This window comes from Rhizobium sullae (assembly GCF_900169785.1).
Classification (GTDB): domain Bacteria; phylum Pseudomonadota; class Alphaproteobacteria; order Rhizobiales; family Rhizobiaceae; genus Rhizobium; species Rhizobium sullae.
Genome location: NZ_FWER01000030.1, coordinates 1 through 18239 on the forward strand (window position 1 = coordinate 1; position 18239 = coordinate 18239).

Consider the following 18239-nt stretch of genomic DNA (forward strand, 5'->3'; position numbering starts at 1 on the left):
ACAACACTCCTGATGCTTTCGCCGGAATGCATGAGCTCGAAGCCCTTGTTGATGTCTTCGAGCGGCATTGTGTGGGTGATCATCGGATCGATCTGGATTTTGCCTTCCATGTACCAGTCGACGATCTTCGGCACGTCGGTGCGGCCGCGCGCACCGCCGAAGGCGGTGCCCATCCAGCTGCGGCCGGTGACCAGCTGGAAGGGACGCGTCGAAATCTCCTGGCCGGCGCCGGCAACCCCGATGACCACCGACTTGCCCCAGCCGCGATGGCTGGCTTCCAGCGCCTGGCGCATCACCTTGGTGTTGCCGGTGCAGTCGAAGGTGTAGTCGGCGCCGCCGATCTGGTCGGCGCCGCGCTTTGTCATGTTGACGAGATAGGGCACGATATCGTCGCCGACCTCCTTCGGATTGACGAAATGCGTCATGCCGAAGCGCTCGCCCCATTCCTTCTTGCCGTTGTTCAAATCGACGCCGATGATCATGTCGGCACCGGCGAGCTTCAGCCCCTGGATGACGTTGAGGCCGATGCCGCCGAGACCGAAGACGATGGCCGTTGCACCGATCTCCACCTTGGCGGTGTTGATGACGGCGCCGATGCCGGTAGTCACGCCGCAGCCGATGTAGCAGATCTTGTCAAAGGGGGCGTTAGGATTGACCTTGGCGAGCGCGATCTCCGGCAGCACCGTGTAATTGGCAAAGGTCGAGCAGCCCATGTAGTGATGGATCTTGTCCTTGCCGATCGAAAAGCGCGAGGTGCCGTCCGGCATCAGGCCCTGGCCCTGGGTCGAACGGATCGCGGTGCAGAGATTGGTCTTGCGCGACAGGCAGGACGGGCATTCACGGCATTCCGGTGTATAGAGCGGGATGACGTGGTCACCCTTCTTGACCGAAGTGACGCCCGGGCCGACATCGACGACGATGCCGGCGCCCTCGTGGCCGAGGATTGCCGGAAAGAGACCTTCCGGATCGGCGCCCGACAGGGTGAAATCATCGGTATGGCAGATGCCCGTCGCCTTGACCTCGACCAGCACCTCGCCGGCCTTCGGCCCTTCAAGCTGCACGGTCATAATTTCCAGTGGTTTTCCAGCCTGAACGGCTACGGCGGCGCGAACGTCCATCGTCTGATCTCCTCGTGATTTTCCGGACGAACCTTGGCATGCCGGGCGCGAGCGGCTCAAGCGAAAAAGGCAAGGCGGCGATAACATTATTGCAAAATCAGCTGCTTGCGGCAGCAAGTTTGCTCAAAGCGTCAAAAGAGCTTTTCCGCGGAAAGGACAACGGCATAACCATGTATGGCGATTGCGGCGTAAAGCCCGAAGGCGACGAGCATGCGTTCGCCGGCCCTCATCTCCTCAAGCTTGTGGCGCGGCTTGAGGGAGCCCGCGCCGATCATGCTGAGCAGGATGAAGACCGCGAGGGCAGCCGCCAGGACACCGCTGGAAACGCCGATCTCCCAGCCGATACCTAGAACACAGGCCGTTGCGGCAAAGCTCGCTCCGATCAGCGAGCGGCGCGTCCTGAAGATTTGCCGCAGGACCTGACCACCGTCGAACCTTTGCATCGGCAGAAGATTGAGCAGGTTGAAGGCGCCGAGGATAAGCAGGAAGATCAATAGCGGACCGCGGAATTGCTCCGGCAGCAGGCCATGTGCCGCAAGGTTATCCCCGGCAATCAGGATCGGGACGAAAAAGGCCGAGATGCCAGGCCCCATCAGCGCACAGGTGGCAACCTCGAAATGGCTTCTGTACGGTCTGCCGCCAATTGCAATACCGCCGAGGAACGGCACGAAAATCATGCGCACGGATTCGTGCCCGAACGTCCGGTAGGCGGCAAGATGTCCGAGTTCGTGCAGGGCGATGACGAGCGTGAGAAAGGTCGAGATCATCAGGCCCCCGACGGTAAGACCAAAGAACGGCCAAAGCAGCAGCGTCGATAGAAGCGCCAGGCAGCATTGAACGGCAGGATGTTCGAAATGGCCCTGAGGGACGGACTCTCCGGTCGCCAGCCACCCCTCCAGGGCACGCAGCTCGCGGCGCAGGACGAAGTACCGGAAGAGAAGGAACGCGAGGCCGCGATAACGATCCGTCTGCGAAATTTCGATCTCGGCGCCGTCCGGCGCACGGCGGACGATTCTGCTTTCGCTGAAGTCCTGCCAGAACGTCGCATCGAGCGTACTGTCGTCAGTTACCCGCGCGCGAAAGCCGCGGCCGCCGGCAGTGGGCAACGGCTCCAAAGCGAGCAAGCGGCGCAGAGGCTCGCCGTTGCGGTCCAGATGGCTGTAAAACTGTTCGACGATACCCTTACGGTTTCCAAGCGGCTTGCTGCTGATAACGGAATGGTGCCAGTCGGCGTCGCTGCCGGCGGGATTGATCGCTTTCCACAGCTCTTCCGGCGAACGCCGGAATGCGCGTTTCAAGCGAATGGTGCGCAGGCCGAGCGGTATGCGTATGAGCAGCCAGAGAAGGCCAAGATTGATGAAAAGCAGCAGGGCGGCAGATTGTAGTGCCGTCATTCGTTACTCCGGCCCCAGCCACAGGACGAGAACGCTCCATCTTAAACTGCAAGACCTTAACAAAAGCGAAGCCGCATTCACCGCGGCGCGGATGGGCTTGTGCCAATCCGGATCAGGCGAATTCCAGGATAACGGCATCGACGGCGAGACTCTCGCCGGGTTTCGCATTGATCTTGCCGACGACCAGATCGCGTTCGGCGCGCAGCACGTTTTCCATCTTCATGGCTTCGACCACGGCAAGTGTCTCGCCGGCCTTTACTTCCTGGCCTTCCGCGACGGCGATCGAGATCACCAGTCCCGGCATGGGGCAAAGCAGCAGCTTCGATGTATCCGGTGGCAGCTTGACGGGCATCAGGCGGTCGAGTTCGGCGTGGCGCGGCGTGAAAACGCCTGCGCGGACGGCGAGACCCTGCCAGTCGATCAGCATGCCATTGAGAACGGGCCGCACCTGTGCCGTCACAGCCTGCCCGCTGACTGCCCCGTTCCAGACCGGATCGCCGGGTCTCCAATCGGTGATAACATGCAGCGTTTCTCCCACTGCTTCCATCTCCATGTCGAACGGGATGGTCACGAGTCCGTCGATCAGCCTTACCGGCACGTAGCTTCCGCCGATCTTCACAACCCATTCCTGGCGGAGATCGCCGTCCGACGCGCGCAGACGGTCGACATGGCGTTCGCGCCGGTTTGCTTCGATCAACGATGCCGAGAGAGCCACGGCAGCCAGCATCGTTTCCTCCCGCTGATCCGGCACCATCGGCGCAAAGCCGTCCGGATATTCCTCGGCAATGAAGCCCGTCGAAAGCCGGCCTTCGCGCCAGCGCGGATGCGTCATCAATGCCGCAAGAAACGGCAGATTATGCGCAATGCCGTCGACCACGAAGCCGTCGAGCGCCTGGCCCATGGCGTCGATCGCCGTCGGACGGTCTGGCGCCCAGGTGCAAAGCTTTGCGATCATCGGGTCGTAATACATCGAGATTTCCGCGCCCTCGAAGACGCCGGTATCGTTGCGGACAATCGTGTTTCCGTGCCTGCCTTCCGCCGGCGGACGGTAACGTGTCAGGCGGCCGATCGAGGGCAGGAAGTTGCGATAGGGATCTTCGGCGTAGAGCCGGCTTTCGATCGCCCAGCCATTCAGCTTTATGTCCTTCTGGCTGAAGGGAAGCGTTTCATCCGCAGCGACGCGGATCATCTGCTCCACAAGATCGATCCCGGTCACCAGTTCCGTCACCGGATGCTCGACCTGCAGCCGCGTGTTCATCTCGAGAAAATAGAAATTTCGGTCGCGATCGACGATGAATTCCACCGTGCCTGCGCTTTGGTAGTCGACGGCCTTAGCCAGCGCGACAGACTGCTTGCCCATCGCCTGCCTGGTCTTTTCGTCGAGGAAGGGCGAGGGCGCCTCTTCGACGACCTTCTGGTTTCGCCGCTGGATCGAGCATTCCCGCTCGCCGAGATAGACGGCATTGCCGTGCGCATCGGCCAGCACTTGGATTTCGATATGACGCGGGTCGACGATGTATTTCTCGATGAAGACGCGATCATCGCCGAAGGAACTCCGCGCCTCCGAGCGGGCGCGGTCGAAGCCGTCGCACACCCCCGCCTCGTTCCAGGCGACGCGCATGCCCTTGCCACCGCCGCCGGCCGAAGCCTTGATCATCACCGGATAGCCGATCTCACCGGCGATCTTTTCGGCATGCGCGGCATCTTCTATGACGCCGAGATAGCCCGGCACCGTCGAGACCTTGGCGGCATTGGCAAACTTCTTCGATTCGATCTTGTCGCCCATCGCCCTGATGGCCTTCGGTTTCGGCCCGATGAAGACGATGCCTTCCCTTTCTAGCGCCTCGCAGAAGGAGGCTCGTTCCGAGAGGAAGCCGTAGCCGGGATGGACGGCTTCGGCACCGGTCTCCTTACAGGCGGCGATGATCTTTTCGGCGACGAGATAACTCTCGGCCGCCGCGGCCGGACCGATATGCACGGCCTCATCGGCCATCTCGACGTGGAGGGCATCCCTGTCTGCGTCCGAATAGACCGCGACCGTTGCAATACCCATGCGGCGCGCAGTCTTGATCACGCGGCAAGCGATCTCGCCGCGGTTCGCGATCAGGATTTTCTTGAACATGCAGACTCCACCCGAAAAATGCGTCCAGAAGTTCTACGCAGAAACGTCGAGACGCACAATCGTGCGAAAGTTGACGGTGAGGAGGGGACCTGTCCTAACGGAAGTCACGCGACCGCTTGTTCGTCGTCCACGATCCGCAGCCAGCGGCTGGTGCGCGGTTCGACATATTCGCGGAGTTCGAGAGCCTGCAGGATGTCGGTCCAGCGGGGATGATTGGCGGCAGGCAGCGTTGCCGCTTCGATCCGGTGCAGAACGTTGTAGGTAAGCAGTGAAACCGGAAGCACACCGCCCTCACAGATGTTCCTCAGCACACGCATGACGAAATCGACGTCCTGACGGGTGACGCCCTTGCGATCCACTGCGCGCGACAGCTTGTAGCCGCCGACATCGTCGGTGATCGCGAGCCGCAGCTGATCGAGCGCAAAGGCGCGCAGATCGTCCGGCACATGGGCGGAAATCTCCATGATATGTAGCACGAGCTCCAGTTCGAGCGCCGAATTGACGACACCGCCAGTCGCGAACATGCGCATGATCCATGCGACATTGATTTCGTCCAGCGAGCCTTGCGGATAACTGTAGTTGACGATGAAACCGGCGAGTTGCTCCACAAAGAAGGAGTTCCATTCCGGGCATTTTTCAGGGCAGGAATTGTTCAGCGCAAGCATGACAACGACGTCGTGCGCCGTCCGGACGCCGTCCGGAAAGCTGTGCCTGCGCAAGAGGCCGATATCGTCGGCGGCCAACCGATGCTTCCCGGCGATCACGCATGCCGGAAAAGCCAATCGGAATTCGCTCATCTTTTATCTCCAGGCTTCATCATGAAGCCTGAAACAGCTCTAGCGCAGCGGAATTGATGAACCATCAACAACAAAAGTTAACCGATTATGCAGGCGTCTCCGACGATTTTAGCGATCGTGATTGAACGCGTTCGCGCCAGATGATGAAAAGACCTGATGCGACGATGATGAAAATGCCGATCCATTTGGAAAAATTGGGAAAATCGTCGAACAGCGCGTATCCGAGCACCGTCGCCGAGATGATCTCGAAATATTGGAACGGGGCAAGCAGCGACAGCGGCGCCAGGCGGAATGCCCTGACGACCAGCATATGTGCATATCCGGAAATGGTGCCGAGGATCAGCAGAAGGAAGAGGCCCAGCGTGGAGGAAGGGAGCGACATCTCGAAATCGGGTATCGCAAGCGCATTTCCGCCAAGGAGCGCGGCGCCCATAAAGAGCGTTCCGCCGAATCCGGCCATGGTCTGCATCGTCAATGGCGAATCAGCCTCACCGATCGCGCGGTTAAGGAAAAGATAAAGAGAAAAGAGGAAGGCGCAGCACACCGGCAGCAGCGCCTTCAGGCCGAAGATTTCGTAGCTCGGCTGGATGACGATCATCGCGCCGCCGAATCCGACGACGATCGCCATCCATCGCCGCCAGCCGACTGTGTCCCCGAGAAAGAGCGCCGAAAGCGCCGTCAGCATGAAGGGCTCGACAAAATAGATCGCGAAGACATCGGCGAGCGGCATGTATTTGACCGCGACGAAGAAAAGCAGGCTGGCTGCACCATGCAAGGCGCCGCGCAAAAGGTTCATCCACGGCCGCTTGGCCGAAAGCGCCTTCCAGCGGAAGACGGCAAACAAGATAGGAAGCGTGCAGGCAACCTGAAAGAAGAAGCGGTAGAAAGTCACTTGGCCAGGCGACATCGCCTCGAAGGTCGCCATGTATTTGGCGATCGCATCCATGGCGGGCAGGACGACCATGGCGCCGGCCATGATGCCCATGCCTTGAAGCGGATTTTGCGGAGACTGTTCTTGGGACATCGTGCGGCTTTCGGGAACGAAGCCATCAACCATAGGAATGCATGCCGATCAATATGGCTTAGCGCTCGCCCACCGTTTCGCCGAAGACCGTTCCGAAGGCTTCCCGCAGACGGATATCCACATCCGCCATCATCACCGGCAGGCCGAGATCGACTAGGCTCGTCACGCCATAGGCGGAAATCCCGCACGGCACGATGCCAGTAAAATGATCGAGGTCCGGATCGACATTGAGCGACAGGCCGTGAAACGTCACCCATCGGCGAAGCCGGATGCCGAGTGCGGCAATCTTGTCCTCGCTCATGCTGCCGTCCGGCAGCAGCGGTTTCTCCGGCCGTCTTACCCAGACCCCGACGCGATCCTCGCGCCGCTCGCCGCGCACATTCATCGAATCGAGCGTGCGGATCACCACTTCTTCCAGCGCTGCAACGAAAGCGCGCACATCTTGACGACGGCGCTTGAGATCAAGCATCACATAGGCAACGCGCTGGCCGGGGCCATGATAGGTGTATTCGCCGCCGCGGCCGGTCGCAAAGACCGGGAAACGATCCGGCTGCACAAGGTCCTTTGCATTGGCGCTGGTGCCTGCCGTATAAAGGGGCGGATGCTCGACGAGCCAGACAAGCTCGTCGCCGCCTTCGGCGATCATCGCCACCTCGCGCTCCATCGCTCCTACGGCCTCTTCGTAGGCTACGAGACCATCGGCGATGCGCCAGCGCACCGGTTTTGAGCCTTCAAGCGGAAACATGGAGAATTGCAGATCGGTGCGCAGCATGACTTTCCCTCGCCGCACGGCGATCACAGGCGGCAGACCGCCTATATGGCCCCGTTCGACGTGCAATTCAAATGCTGTGATTTGTTTTGCAAAAATCTGTCATATCGCCCTTGTGCACCCCAAATGCTTTTGCTACATGCTGCCCCGCCGACGCAGTTCGGCACCTACCACGATGCGGTCGTGGCGGAATTGGTAGACGCGCAGCGTTGAGGTCGCTGTGGGGCAACCCGTGGAAGTTCGAGTCTTCTCGACCGCACCATTTCTCTTCCAGAGAGAATTTTAAGACGTCCCATCGCGCGGACAGCATGAAAAATGGGCCGGGTTTTCGGTCCTTTTTCGTTTGCCGGCATGCTAGACGGTTCGTGCCGCCTTGATTGTCAGGGTCTTCAATCCTCGTCCGACAGATGCGAATCGACGCCGATCGTTTCCAGGCGGTTGCGGACACGGTGGACGCCATCGACTGAAAGAGCCCCGAGTTCAACCTTGCGGGCCATGCCGATGGTTTCGACCGCGCCTTCCAACGTTACGGTGTGGCCGTCAGCGTGAACATCGATGCTGTCGAGGTTCAAATCCGGAATGTTTTCCAGGTTCTCCGTCACGCGCGCTTCGAGGTCATCGCTTTCGTCGCGGTCGATCGTATTGGCCCTGAGCGAATCCTTGAGCCGGTTTTCGTTACCGTCTTTATCCGTGCCGTCAACGCGAAAGCCGCCGTTTGGATCGCGGTCGAAATTTGCCGGCGTTTCGCCGTAGGCTCGATTTCCCGACCCGGCCGATCTTGCTCCGTCGGAGTAGGGCCAGCCCTCGTCAAGATTGCGTTCTTCGTAATCGCGATAATCGTCTTCGCGCGAAAAGGTTGTCTTGTCGTTCTTCCTCGGCATCGTCGTTCTCCCTCAGGCGTTACCTTGATCGAAGAACGCTCACGGTCCGGAATGGTTCGCCAAAGTTTCGTGAAATCACCGCGCCGCTTTTTCCCATTTCCGGATCAGTCGGTCGCGCTTCAGCTTCGACAGGCGCTGAAGCCAGAATATGCCGTCAAGTTGGTCCACTTCGTGCTGGATGCAGATTGCCAGGAAGCCATCGGCATCGTCTTCATGCTGGACGCCGTTGATGTCCTGATAGCGAAAACGGATCGCGGCGGGCCTCGCGACATCGTCGGTCACTCCGGGCATTGAGACGCTTCCTTCGGTCTGGCGCGTGAGTTCGTCCGAAACCGACGTGATTTCAGGATTGATATAGATCCGAATGCCGTCTGCCTTGCTGAGCTCGATCACAGCCACCCGCAGGAAGACACCGACATGGGCGGCCGTGATGCCGACGCCGGGTGCGGCGCGCATCGTCTCCAGCAGATCGTCCGCAAGCTCGCGCAGCGCCGAATCGAAGACTGTCACCGGTTCGCAGACTGTCTTCAAGCCGGGATGCGGATAATGAAGAATGGGACGAATGGCCATCGGCGGGCGGTCCTGGTTTGCTAGCGCGCGGAAACTATCGGCAAGACGGCGCATTGTCATCTGCGGGGACGCGCTTGGCGCTAGACGGCGAGGCGTGTTTCGGCTAGCAGGGCTGGAATTCGAGCGGGCCGGGAGGCAGGCGGAATTCGCTTATCCGGTTGTTGACAATACTCTTTCAGCCGCCATTCTCGAATGCGGCGCGACAGTCGTTAATCTTGGAACGCGAGGACGACAGATGACGGAAACCGGAGAAGACGACCGCATCCGCAGACGTCCGGACGACGAAGGCGCCGACATCTACGACGAGGACGGTAACGTCCGTAGCGACTTTCTGGCGCTTGTCGGCGCTGCCATCGCCGACCGTGACACGATCTTTCTCCGGCAGAACGTCGCGCGCCTTCACGAGTCGGAAATAGGCGACCTGCTGGAATCGATCCAGCCGGATCAGCGCCTGGCGCTTGTCCGCCTCCTCGGCGACGATTTCGACATGACGGCGCTGACGGAGGTCGACGAAGCGATCCGCCGCGAAATTGTTGACCAGATACCGAACGAGCAGATTGCCGCTGCAATTGGCGACCTCGATTCGGACGACGCTGTCTACATTCTCGAGGACCTGGACAAGGAAGACCGGGAAGAAATCCTGGCGCAGCTGCCGTTCACCGAGCGGGTGCGCCTACGCAGGGCGCTGGACTATCCGGAAAGTTCCGCCGGCCGCCGCATGCAGACGGAATTCGTGGCGGTGCCGCCATTCTGGACCGTCGGGCAGACGATCGACTACATGCGCGAGGAGGAGGACCTGCCTTACTCCTTCACGCAGATCTTCGTTATCGACCCGACCTTCAAGCTGCTTGGCGCCGTCGATCTCGACAAGCTTCTCCGCACCAAGCGGCAGACGAAGATCGAGGCGATCATGCGCGAGACGACCCATCCGATTCCGGCCGAGATGGACCAGGAAGAGGCGGCCCAACTCTTCGAGCAATACGACCTTCTCTCAGCCGCCGTCGTAGACGAGAACGATCGCCTTGTCGGTGTTCTTACCATCGATGACGTGGTCGACGTCATCCACGAAGAAGCGGATGAAGACATCAAGCGCCTCGGCGGCGTCGGTGACGAAGAGCTTTCGGACAATGTCATCTCGACCGTCCGCTCGCGCTTCCTCTGGCTGGTGATCAATCTCGGCACGGCGATGCTGTCGGCCAGCGTCATCGGGCTCTTCGATGCATCGATCGAGAAGATGATCGCACTTGCCGTGCTGATGCCGATCGTGGCGTCCATGGGAGGCAATGCCGGCACGCAGACGATGACCGTGACGGTGCGGGCGCTGGCGACCCGCGACCTCGACATTTACAATGCCGGCCGCATCATCCGCAGAGAGGCGGGCGTCGGCATCATGAACGGCATCGTCTTTGCGAGCATCATGGGCACGATTGCCGGCACGTGGTTCCACGACTATCAGCTCGGCATGGTCATCGGCGCCGCCATGATCATCAATCTGATGGCTGCGGCTCTCGCAGGCATTCTTTGGCCGCTTCTTCTGGACAAGGTCGGCGCGGACCCGGCCATCGCGTCGTCCGTTTTCGTGACGACCGTCACCGATTGCACTGGCTTCTTCGCCTTCCTCGGCATCGCCACCTGGTGGTTCGGAATCTGAGCCGAACCTGCATAAATTGACTATTACGTAAAAGTCAATATTATGGGGCACGAGAGTGGGAAACCAATGCCAGTGAATAAATACTATAGCATAACGGAGCTGACGCGGGAATTCGGTGTGTCGACCCGCACGCTTCGCTTCTACGAAGACGAAGGCCTGATCCATCCGGAACGCCGCGGGCGCACGCGCCTGTTCCGTCCGGCCGACCGGCGCCTGATTCAGGAAATCCTGCGCGGCCGCCGCATCGGCTTCACCATCGCAGAGATTCGCGAGATCATTCAGGTCTACAAGGATCCTCCGGGGGAACTCGGCCAGCTCAAGCTTTTGATGAAGCGCATCGACGAAAAACGGGAAGACCTGCGCAAGAAGCGCAAGGACATCGACGATACGCTGACGGAGCTCGACAATATCGAAGAGGCCTGCCTCGGCCGTCTCGCAGAAATCGGCGTGGGCACCTGAGCGTCAGATCGAACCTCTGGTTCTTCTGCAATAGCCTTCGAAATCGCAGCCGAAGCGGGCCTGCAGGTGCCGTTCTTCCCGCCGACTGCGACCTAGAACCAACTATTTCCCGTCACGAGGCCGCAGGCGATCGTTGCAAGCGTGTAGCCGAGATAGATCGGATTGCGCGTGCAGCGGAAGGGACCGCGGGTGAAGAGACGGGCTGTTGCGCGATTCCGCATGATCGTCGTCCCGCTCTCCAGCAAAGTCTTGATCGCCCATATGGCGGCGATGAGAATTTTCCACCTGAATGGACGGCATGCGCAACAGCAGGTAGCTTCAGTCGCGACAGGCACGGTCTGCCAGATTAGCTACCCCTTCCTTTATCGCTGCTATGACGGGAGCGCTCGACGCACCTGGACTATGCCTTTCCACGAGGTGCTCCGGGTCGGCGTAGGTGAGTGCTGCACCAATGATCCAGGCAAAGGCGGCATGCATCCGGGGTACCGGAAGCCCGACGATTTCGCCAAGCAGGAAAGCGGAGAGTAAAGCGTGGCCGTATAGAACCGGCGGCCATGGAAATTTCAGCGGCTTCGAACGATAGGCATTCATCGAACGACCGTCATTGCGCTTCGGTGCTGCACTCCAATGCGATACGCTGTACCCTTTCATCTTTATCCGCCTGGATTGCGCCAGACTGGAGCGGCGTGAACAGGTTTTCGCCCTGCAATCTTTCGAGCGTGCACTGGCAGAAGCTGCGGCAAAGCGCTTCTCCTTCCTGGACGACGCAGGAGGATTGGCACTGCTGCAGGTAGGTCTGCACGGGATCCGGCTTTGCGGGCGGCGCGACAATCGAAAGCGCATATGCGATCGAGATCAGGACCGGCTGGTGGATCAGGTAGATGGCGAGGCTGTGGCGGCCGGCTTTTGCAAGCAAAGTGGTGCCTGTGCCAAACTTTGCGAGCCATTCTGCCCAGCCCTGTTTCAGCGTTATGCTCGAAACGCCCATACCGATGAGAAAGGGCCCGATCCATGGCAAAACAGGCACATAATCGTTCGATCGCGGCACAGTCTGGGAAAGGCCCACCCACCAAAGCCACGGCGTGTCGAAGAATGAAGAGCGCAGATAGAGCGGGGCGACGACAGCCGCAATGCCGGCGGTGATGATCAAAATCCCGGGCAGGCGCAAGAAGAGCAGGCCGATGACGCTTGCCGCCGCGATACTGTGCAGAATGCCGAAAAAGATCGCGCCCTGCGGCATCGCAATTGCCGTCGCGGCCGTGATGAGAGCCGCGGCCGAAACGATCATGCCAAGCCGCCGGAGATAGGCCTGGCGCCTGATGCTTGGTGTGCCGGCAAACATCAGGCTGACACCGGCGAGGAAGAGGAAGGTCGACGCGATCGCACGGGCATAGATCTTCAGCCACCCAGTCTCCGCCGTCCCGCGCGCCAGATAGCCCATGAACTCCATGTCCCAGGTAAAGTGGTAGGTCGCCATCGCAATCAGCGCTGCGCCGCGCGCCGTATCGAGCAGGCCGATGCGCGGTGGCCGGGCGGACGTACCGTTTTCGCTCGCAGAAATAGTCATCACAATCCCCCGGACAAATCACTTCCGCTATCTTGCGGCGTATCGCGGCGAATAGCAGAAAGGTGGAGATCTGATGGCGGGTTGGCATCCATGATAGCCAGACGCGCCTCCGAGAAGAACTGCCGGCGCGTCAGCACGACAACGATGACCGCGGTCGTCGCCATGAAAACGTAAGCATTCACGAACCAGCCGAGATAACCGATCGACAGGAAGATCGCGCGAAGACCCTCGTTGAAATGTCCGCCGGCAATGACGTTCATGCGAATGACACGTTCAGCGGCGCGCTCGGCAGCGATGATATCGGTCTCGCTGTCGCGCACCATTGGGATCGAGCCGAAGAGTATACTGCAGTAGTTGAAGAGCCGGTAAGACCAGCCGAACTTGAAGAAGGCGTATGCGAAAAGGGCCGCCAGCCCGCCGACCTTGAGTTCGAAACTCGCGGTGCCGCTGCTGAATACATAAGGCAGATCGGCGAAGATGGCACTCACCTTGTCCGTCGCGCCGAGCAGTGCAAAGCAGCTGCCGATCGCAAACATGGAGGTCGATGCAAAGAAGGCCGTGCCGTTCTGCAGACCGGCCATGATCTGCGTATCGATCATCTTCAGGTCGCGGCGCAGCGAATTATAGATCCATTCGCGCCGCCGCTCGGTCATGGCATGGGTCAGGCTCGTGCGGCCGAAGAATGTCCTGCCGCGCAAGAGCCACGAATAACCGAGCCAGAGCATGGCGAAGAAAGCCAGCGCGATATAATCCGCAACCGTCAGCATCAATGTTACAAATCCCGCATTCGACGCCGCCACTCTACAGATGCAATTGCCTGCTGCAATGACTGGTAAGACGTGCCTATTCGTTTTAGTGTCGCGCCAATTAAACGCGATGTCGGTTCGTCGCGAGCGCCGAACTAGCCTTTTGGATAGTCTGACGGAAGATTTTCACAGGAAACACACATGTTCCTTTCGGTATTCGACGTTTTCAAGATCGGTGTCGGGCCGTCGAGCTCGCATACGATGGGGCCAATGTCGGCAGCCAACCGCTTCCTCGACCTAATCCTCTCGAACGAGTGGCCGCGTCCATCCTCCGGCGCCCAGGTTGCGGCGATCAAGGTCAGCCTGCACGGTTCGCTTGCCCATACCGGCATCGGCCACGGGACGGGCAGGGCGGTCATTCTCGGCCTGATGGGCGAGAAACCCGGTAGCGTCGATCCGGACAAGATGAACGGCATCATCGACCAGGTGGAGCGCTCCGGCCGCATCAACCCGCCCGGCCACCCAGCTTATCTTTTCATGCCGAAGAACGACCTGGTCTTCGACAAGAAGCAGCCGCTGCCGGGCCACGCAAACGGCATGTCCTTCTCCGCCTACGACAAGGACGAACGTCTGCTCCTGAAACGTATCTATTATTCCGTGGGCGGCGGTTTCGTCGTCACCGATACCGAGCTCGAGCAGATGCGCGCCAGGAAGAAGGCCGTCGCGGGTGCGACCAGGGTTCCTTATCCCTTCGCCACCGCCAAGCAGATGCTGGAGATGGCGGAGCGTTCGGGTCTGAGCATTGCGCAGATGAAGCGCGCCAACGAGGAGAGCCAGCGCAGCCGCGAGGAACTTGATGCGGGACTCGACCGTATCTGGGAAGCCATGCGCTCCTGTATCGAGCGCGGCCTCAAGGTCGACGGCGTCATGCCAGGTGGATTGAACGTCCGGCGCCGTGCGCGGAAAATCCATGACAAGCTGCAGGAAGAGTGGAGGAGCAACCGCATCAATCCGTTGCTCGCCAACGACTGGCTGAGCGTCTATGCCATGGCCGTCAACGAGGAGAACGCGGCAGGCGGCCGCGTGGTGACCGCGCCCACCAATGGTGCTGCGGGCGTCATTCCGGCAACGATCCGCTACTACGAGCATTTCCACGAAGACTGGGATCAGAATGGCATTCGCGACTATCTGCTGACGGCTGCTGCCGTCGGCGGCATCATCAAGCACAATGCATCGATTTCCGGCGCCGAAGTGGGCTGTCAGGGCGAAGTGGGTTCTGCTGCAGCGATGGCAGCTGCGGGACTTGCGGCGGTGATGGGCGGTACACCGGCGCAGATCGAGAACGCCGCGGAAATCGCGCTGGAGCACCATCTCGGCATGACCTGCGATCCGGTTGCCGGACTCGTCCAGGTGCCGTGTATCGAGCGCAATGCGCTCGGTGCCGTCAAGGCCGTTACCGCCGCGTCGCTTGCCGTCAAGGGCGATGGCCAGCATTTCGTGCCGCTCGACGCCTGCATCGAGACGATGCGCCAGACGGGTTACGACATGAGCGAGAAATATAAGGAAACCTCAACCGGCGGGCTGGCGGTCAACGTCGTCGAATGCTGAGCCTGTGGACTTGCGACCGGTAGTCGCTTGACGCTGCCCGTCAAAAGGATTTCAACGGGCGGCATGGCATTGCATCTGATCAAATTATGCGTCGGCGCCGACTCGATCGAGGATCTGCGCGAATGGGTGGCGGAGCGTGTGCTGCGGGCGATTGCGGCCGACCTCGAGCCGCATTCCGTTCATACGACGCGCATGGTTCCGAAACGCGTGGATGAACTGCTTGACGGCGGCTCTCTTTATTGGGTGATCAAGGGCCAGGTGCAGGCGCGCCAGAAGCTCTTGGACATCCAGACGTTCAAGGACGGCGAAGGAATCGGCCGGTGCCACCTGATTCTCGGCCCGGAAGTGATCGAAACCGCCGCACAACCAAAACGCCCCTTCCAGGGCTGGCGCTACTATCCGGAAGAAGACGTGCCGCGGGATATTGCGACACTTGGAGATGGCGTTGCAGAAATGCCCGCGGATTTGCGCCGCGAGCTGTCGGAGCTCGGATTGCTGTAACTTCAGCGCAGCCGCAGCATGACCGGCGATTTACCGTCCGGGCAGGTGACATGCAGATGGATGCTGGCTTCCGGCTGCGAGTAGCGCCAGGCGCGCGCGCCGTGGCAGAGCAGCAGGTTGATGAGATCCTTCGTCTTTGCGGACTTTGCTCTCGGCCGGTGCAGGCCGATCTCCGCAAGCCTGAGCGCGGCCTCGTGCAGCGGATGAAGGCCGAACCGCGCCGGCTTGCCTGAACTGCGGGGCGGAAAACCCGTTACATTTCCATTGGTGGCCATAATCGTCCCCGTACGCATTACAAATCGAGGTTATGAACTGTGGCCGGCGCCGCTAACACCGATTCCGACCGTGAACGGCGCCGTCAGGAACACTGGCGGCGCCGTATCTCTCATTGGGCAGCTGCCCAGCATTTGACGCCTGCGCGCTTGAGCGCCTTGCAGGCATTGACGGCGTCGCGCTGGTCGTCGAAGCCACCAAAGCGGGCGCGATAGACCTGATCGCCGCCGTTTGCGTAGGCGACCGCGAAGGGTTTCACAGAACGCAGCGCCTTGCCGCCCTTGCTCTTGGCATTCTCCAGCAGGTCCATCGCCATTTCGCGGCTGGACGATACGCCGATCTGGACGACCCAGCCGCTGGGACCCTGCTCGGTAACCGGAGCCGGCTTTGCGGCAGAGGCCGCAGGGCCAACCGAAGCTGTCGTGAGAGCATCGACCGGATTGCCGGCGGGCTCGTCCGGCGGCATGTAGGCCGGGGCGGAAGTGGGGACAGCGACGGAGGCTTGCTTGAAGCTCTTGGTTTTCACCTTGGTCGGAGCAGGGATCTCCGTCTTCTGTCCGGCAAGAAGCGGGTTTTCGGATTTCGCGGCGGGCGCGTCGGTATAGGCGACGGCAGCGGACGCCACCTCATAGCGCGTGTCCGGCGTCGGGCCTTTGCGCGGCAGGTCGACATCGGTGGCCGCAACAGGAATTTCAGCTACAGAAGCGGCAGGCGAGGGAATTGGCGTCGGCGCCGTCTGCGCAATCAGGTTGGAGCCGCCGCGCGTGGAAGCCTTCGGAAGATAGGTCGCAATCAGTTTGCGCATCTGTCCATCGCGGGCAGGCGTGGAGGCGCCGCCCATGACGACGCCGACGATCGACTTGCCGTCGGCCTGCACGGAGCTAACGAGGTTGAATCCGGCAGCCCGGGTATAGCCGGTCTTGATGCCATCGACGCCGCGCACGGAACCGACAAGGCGATTGTGGCTGCGGATGACGCGTTTGCCGAACTTGAAGCTGCGCGTGGAGAAATAGCTGTAATACTGCGGAAAATGCTGGCGAAGGGCGATTCCGAGACGGGCCTGATCGCGCGCCGTGGTCATCTGCGCAGTGTTCGGCAGGCCGTTGGCATTGCGATAGGTGGTGCGGGTCATGCCGAGCGCATGCGCCTTTGCCGTCATCATCTGGGCGAACCGGCTTTCGCTGCCGGCAAGCAATTCGCCAAGCGCGGTTGCCGCGTCATTGGCGGAGAGCGTCACAAGACCGAGGATGCCCTGTTCGACGCTGATGGAGCCGCCGGCCTTGACGCCGAGCTTGGTCGGAGCCTGCGCTGAAGCGTAAGCCGAGAAGGGAACGCGCGTGTCGAGACGAAGGCGGCCCTGCTCGAGCGCCTCGAAGACCATGTAGAGCGTCATCATTTTTGTCAGTGACGCCGGATACTGCAGGCGGTCGGCATTCTCGCTGTAGAGAACGTTGCCGGACTTCGCATCGACGACGATGCCCGCATATTTCGAATTTGCGGCTTCTGCTTCGGCCGTAACCGACCCGACGAGGAAAGCCGTTGTTGCGATCGCGATCGCCGCGAGCATCTTCACCAGGAAACTGCCGGATCGCGGCGATGATACGAAGGATATTGACCTTGACACTATTTCACTCTTCGCTTGCATTTTCAGATGTTTGTACCGGCCGCACATCTCCTCGTCGTCGCGGCCATCGTCTCTTGAAATTAACCGGGCGGGGTTACCAATCCGTTTATGATTAATCGTTTGTTTCGCCGTCCTGACGCATTTTAGCGGGGTGTTGTGGAATGGGTCACAAGACGGGCCTCCACAAAGGTGCGAATAGCGGCATCAATATGGTCCCAGTCCTGCAAATGACGGCTTGAGAAGCGGTAAAGAACGCTGAGGCCTTTCCCGGCCTTGATGTCGCGCTGGCAATCCCCGCTCGTGGCATTGGCCGCGGAAGACGACAGGATGCAGCGCACGGCATAGGCGGCCTGGTTCGTTCGCGGTGCCGTCAGCAGAACTTCGCCGCCATAACCTGCCTCGGCTTTCAGATTGTGAAGGGTCAAGCCGTTGCCATAGAGAACGGCGGCGTCTTCCATCAGGTGCGAATAAATGGGCTCGAGGCGGCCGGACATGTCCTGCGACATCGTGCTCTGGGTGATTTGAAGGAAGATGAGATTGGCGGACTGCGAGACGTCGTCGAAGCGTCCGCGGTGTTGCTTCGTATAGCCCTGCAGTTCCGGCCAAGTGAGATAGACATCGGCACGCTCGGCAACTCCGCTGCGTCTCTGGCTCGGGAAGCGGATAACGTTCTCGGGCAGATTGAGCGTGTCGCGCCCGATGGTGATCATGACGGCGGCCGTATCGTCGGTATTGCCAGCGAGCGTAATGTGCCGGCCGATCCAGCGGCCACCGATGCTGATGCCAAGCGTCAGCATTGCAAGCACTGCAACGACTGCGGTCAGCCAGAGGGTGAAGTCGTTCGAGAAGCGAGGCGACTCGTCGGATGCGCCGGCGCTGCGGGCGAGGTTGCTCATGGCGGTTCTTCGGTGTCTGACCGCCGCAAACGAAACTGGAGCCGCCGGTGCCTGGATGAATCTCACCGCATCATCGGGTGGATGCAGTTAAAGAAAGATTAACCCTGATTGCCGGGCGTCCCTCAAAAAGGATGAGCCGCTCCCGGGACAGCAGGAGCGGCTCCAGGGCGCCGGTCGGGACGGGGATGCGGGGTGACTGACCGGGCCGAGTGGGACCCGCCGGTATTTCCGGCCGGGCG

The 18239-nt window shown here is 60.5% G+C and carries 18 protein-coding genes, 1 tRNA gene and 1 pseudogene; 6 read left to right on the forward strand and 14 right to left on the reverse strand.

Annotated features, from left to right (window positions below; all coding sequences use genetic code 11):
* The 6 genes from BN1800_RS23510 to lipB all read right to left on the reverse strand — a co-directional run.
* Positions 1–1118: S-(hydroxymethyl)glutathione dehydrogenase/class III alcohol dehydrogenase (locus tag BN1800_RS23510; protein WP_087001391.1), on the reverse strand; the 1118-nt coding region annotated here is incomplete at its 3' end.
* A gap of 131 nt (positions 1119–1249) precedes the next feature.
* Positions 1250–2512, reverse strand: a complete 1263-nt coding sequence (locus tag BN1800_RS23515; RefSeq protein ID WP_027513192.1) for a zinc metalloprotease — start codon at positions 2510–2512, stop codon at positions 1250–1252.
* 112 nt (positions 2513–2624) lie between these two features.
* The gene (locus BN1800_RS23520) at positions 2625–4634 is read right to left on the reverse strand and encodes an acetyl-CoA carboxylase biotin carboxylase subunit (RefSeq protein WP_087001392.1); all 2010 of its coding nucleotides are present in this window, start codon (positions 4632–4634) and stop codon (positions 2625–2627) included.
* A 104-nt stretch (positions 4635–4738) separates the two neighbouring features.
* Positions 4739–5431: a hypothetical protein gene (locus BN1800_RS23525; protein ID WP_087001393.1), complete on the reverse strand. Its 693-nt coding sequence runs from the start codon at positions 5429–5431 to the stop codon at positions 4739–4741.
* An 85-nt stretch (positions 5432–5516) separates the two neighbouring features.
* Positions 5517–6455, reverse strand: a complete 939-nt coding sequence (locus BN1800_RS23530; RefSeq protein ID WP_087001455.1) for a DMT family transporter — start codon at positions 6453–6455, stop codon at positions 5517–5519.
* A gap of 58 nt (positions 6456–6513) precedes the next feature.
* Positions 6514–7227 carry a lipoyl(octanoyl) transferase LipB gene (gene lipB / locus BN1800_RS23535; protein WP_027513188.1) on the reverse strand — a complete coding sequence of 238 codons (714 nt, stop codon included), beginning with the start codon at positions 7225–7227 and terminating at the stop codon, positions 6514–6516.
* A 174-nt stretch (positions 7228–7401) separates the two neighbouring features.
* On the opposite strand from lipB, the gene BN1800_RS23540 reads away from it, so the two are divergent.
* Positions 7402–7486: transfer RNA gene (locus BN1800_RS23540), tRNA-Leu, on the forward strand.
* A gap of 127 nt (positions 7487–7613) precedes the next feature.
* Here the strand turns inward: BN1800_RS23540 and BN1800_RS23545 are convergent.
* Complete coding sequence (locus BN1800_RS23545; protein WP_087001394.1) at positions 7614–8105, reverse strand: BON domain-containing protein; 492 nt, start codon at positions 8103–8105, stop codon at positions 7614–7616.
* Between the two features lie 75 nt (positions 8106–8180).
* Positions 8181–8675: a peptide deformylase gene (locus tag BN1800_RS23550; RefSeq protein ID WP_027513186.1), complete on the reverse strand. Its 495-nt coding sequence runs from the start codon at positions 8673–8675 to the stop codon at positions 8181–8183.
* Between the two features lie 235 nt (positions 8676–8910).
* Between BN1800_RS23550 and mgtE the strand changes: the two genes are divergently transcribed.
* Positions 8911–10326 (forward strand): magnesium transporter, encoded by a 1416-nt coding sequence (gene mgtE / locus BN1800_RS23555; protein ID WP_087001395.1) that lies wholly within the window; start codon positions 8911–8913, stop codon positions 10324–10326.
* Positions 10327–10392: 66 nt separating this feature from the next.
* Positions 10393–10785, forward strand: coding sequence for a MerR family transcriptional regulator (locus BN1800_RS23560; RefSeq protein ID WP_037143694.1), 393 nt, complete (start codon positions 10393–10395; stop codon positions 10783–10785).
* A gap of 92 nt (positions 10786–10877) precedes the next feature.
* Here BN1800_RS23560 and BN1800_RS42695 read toward each other — a convergent pair whose 3' ends face one another.
* Positions 10878–11006, reverse strand: coding sequence for a methyltransferase (locus tag BN1800_RS42695; RefSeq protein WP_244564611.1), 129 nt, complete (start codon positions 11004–11006; stop codon positions 10878–10880).
* Here BN1800_RS42695 and BN1800_RS42700 point away from each other — a divergent pair.
* Positions 11005–11313: a hypothetical protein gene (locus BN1800_RS42700; RefSeq protein WP_244564612.1), complete on the forward strand. Its 309-nt coding sequence runs from the start codon at positions 11005–11007 to the stop codon at positions 11311–11313. The two genes, BN1800_RS42695 and BN1800_RS42700, sit on opposite strands and share 2 nt — an antisense overlap.
* A 73-nt stretch (positions 11314–11386) precedes the next feature.
* On the opposite strand, the gene BN1800_RS23575 is transcribed toward BN1800_RS42700, so the two are convergent.
* Both BN1800_RS23575 and BN1800_RS23580 read right to left on the reverse strand, forming a co-directional pair.
* Positions 11387–12352, reverse strand: a complete 966-nt coding sequence (locus BN1800_RS23575) for an acetyltransferase domain-containing protein (RefSeq protein WP_027513182.1) — start codon at positions 12350–12352, stop codon at positions 11387–11389.
* Positions 12352–13116: a DUF599 domain-containing protein gene (locus tag BN1800_RS23580; protein ID WP_027513181.1), complete on the reverse strand. Its 765-nt coding sequence runs from the start codon at positions 13114–13116 to the stop codon at positions 12352–12354. Before BN1800_RS23580 ends, BN1800_RS23575 begins: the two co-directional genes overlap by 1 nt.
* Positions 13117–13299: 183 nt before the next feature.
* Between BN1800_RS23580 and BN1800_RS23585 the strand changes: the two genes are divergently transcribed.
* A complete protein-coding gene (locus tag BN1800_RS23585) occupies positions 13300–14706 on the forward strand; it encodes an L-serine ammonia-lyase (RefSeq protein ID WP_087001397.1) in 1407 nt (468 codons plus the stop codon).
* A gap of 63 nt (positions 14707–14769) precedes the next feature.
* Entirely contained in the window at positions 14770–15207 is a 438-nt protein-coding gene (locus BN1800_RS23590) for a DUF1489 family protein (RefSeq protein ID WP_027513179.1), read from the forward strand.
* A 2-nt stretch (positions 15208–15209) separates the two neighbouring features.
* On the opposite strand, the gene BN1800_RS23595 is transcribed toward BN1800_RS23590, so the two are convergent.
* The 3 genes and pseudogenes from BN1800_RS23595 to BN1800_RS23605 all read right to left on the reverse strand — a co-directional run bounded on the left by BN1800_RS23595 (position 15210) and on the right by BN1800_RS23605 (position 18029).
* On the reverse strand, positions 15210–15482 hold the full coding sequence (locus BN1800_RS23595) for a hypothetical protein (protein WP_027513178.1): 273 nt from the start codon (positions 15480–15482) through the stop codon (positions 15210–15212).
* Between the two features lie 110 nt (positions 15483–15592).
* On the reverse strand, positions 15593–17125 hold the full coding sequence (locus BN1800_RS23600) for a D-alanyl-D-alanine carboxypeptidase (RefSeq protein WP_087001398.1): 1533 nt from the start codon (positions 17123–17125) through the stop codon (positions 15593–15595).
* A gap of 122 nt (positions 17126–17247) precedes the next feature.
* A pseudogene (locus BN1800_RS23605) lies at positions 17248–18029 on the reverse strand (hypothetical protein).
* Positions 18030–18239: the final 210 nt, after the last annotated feature.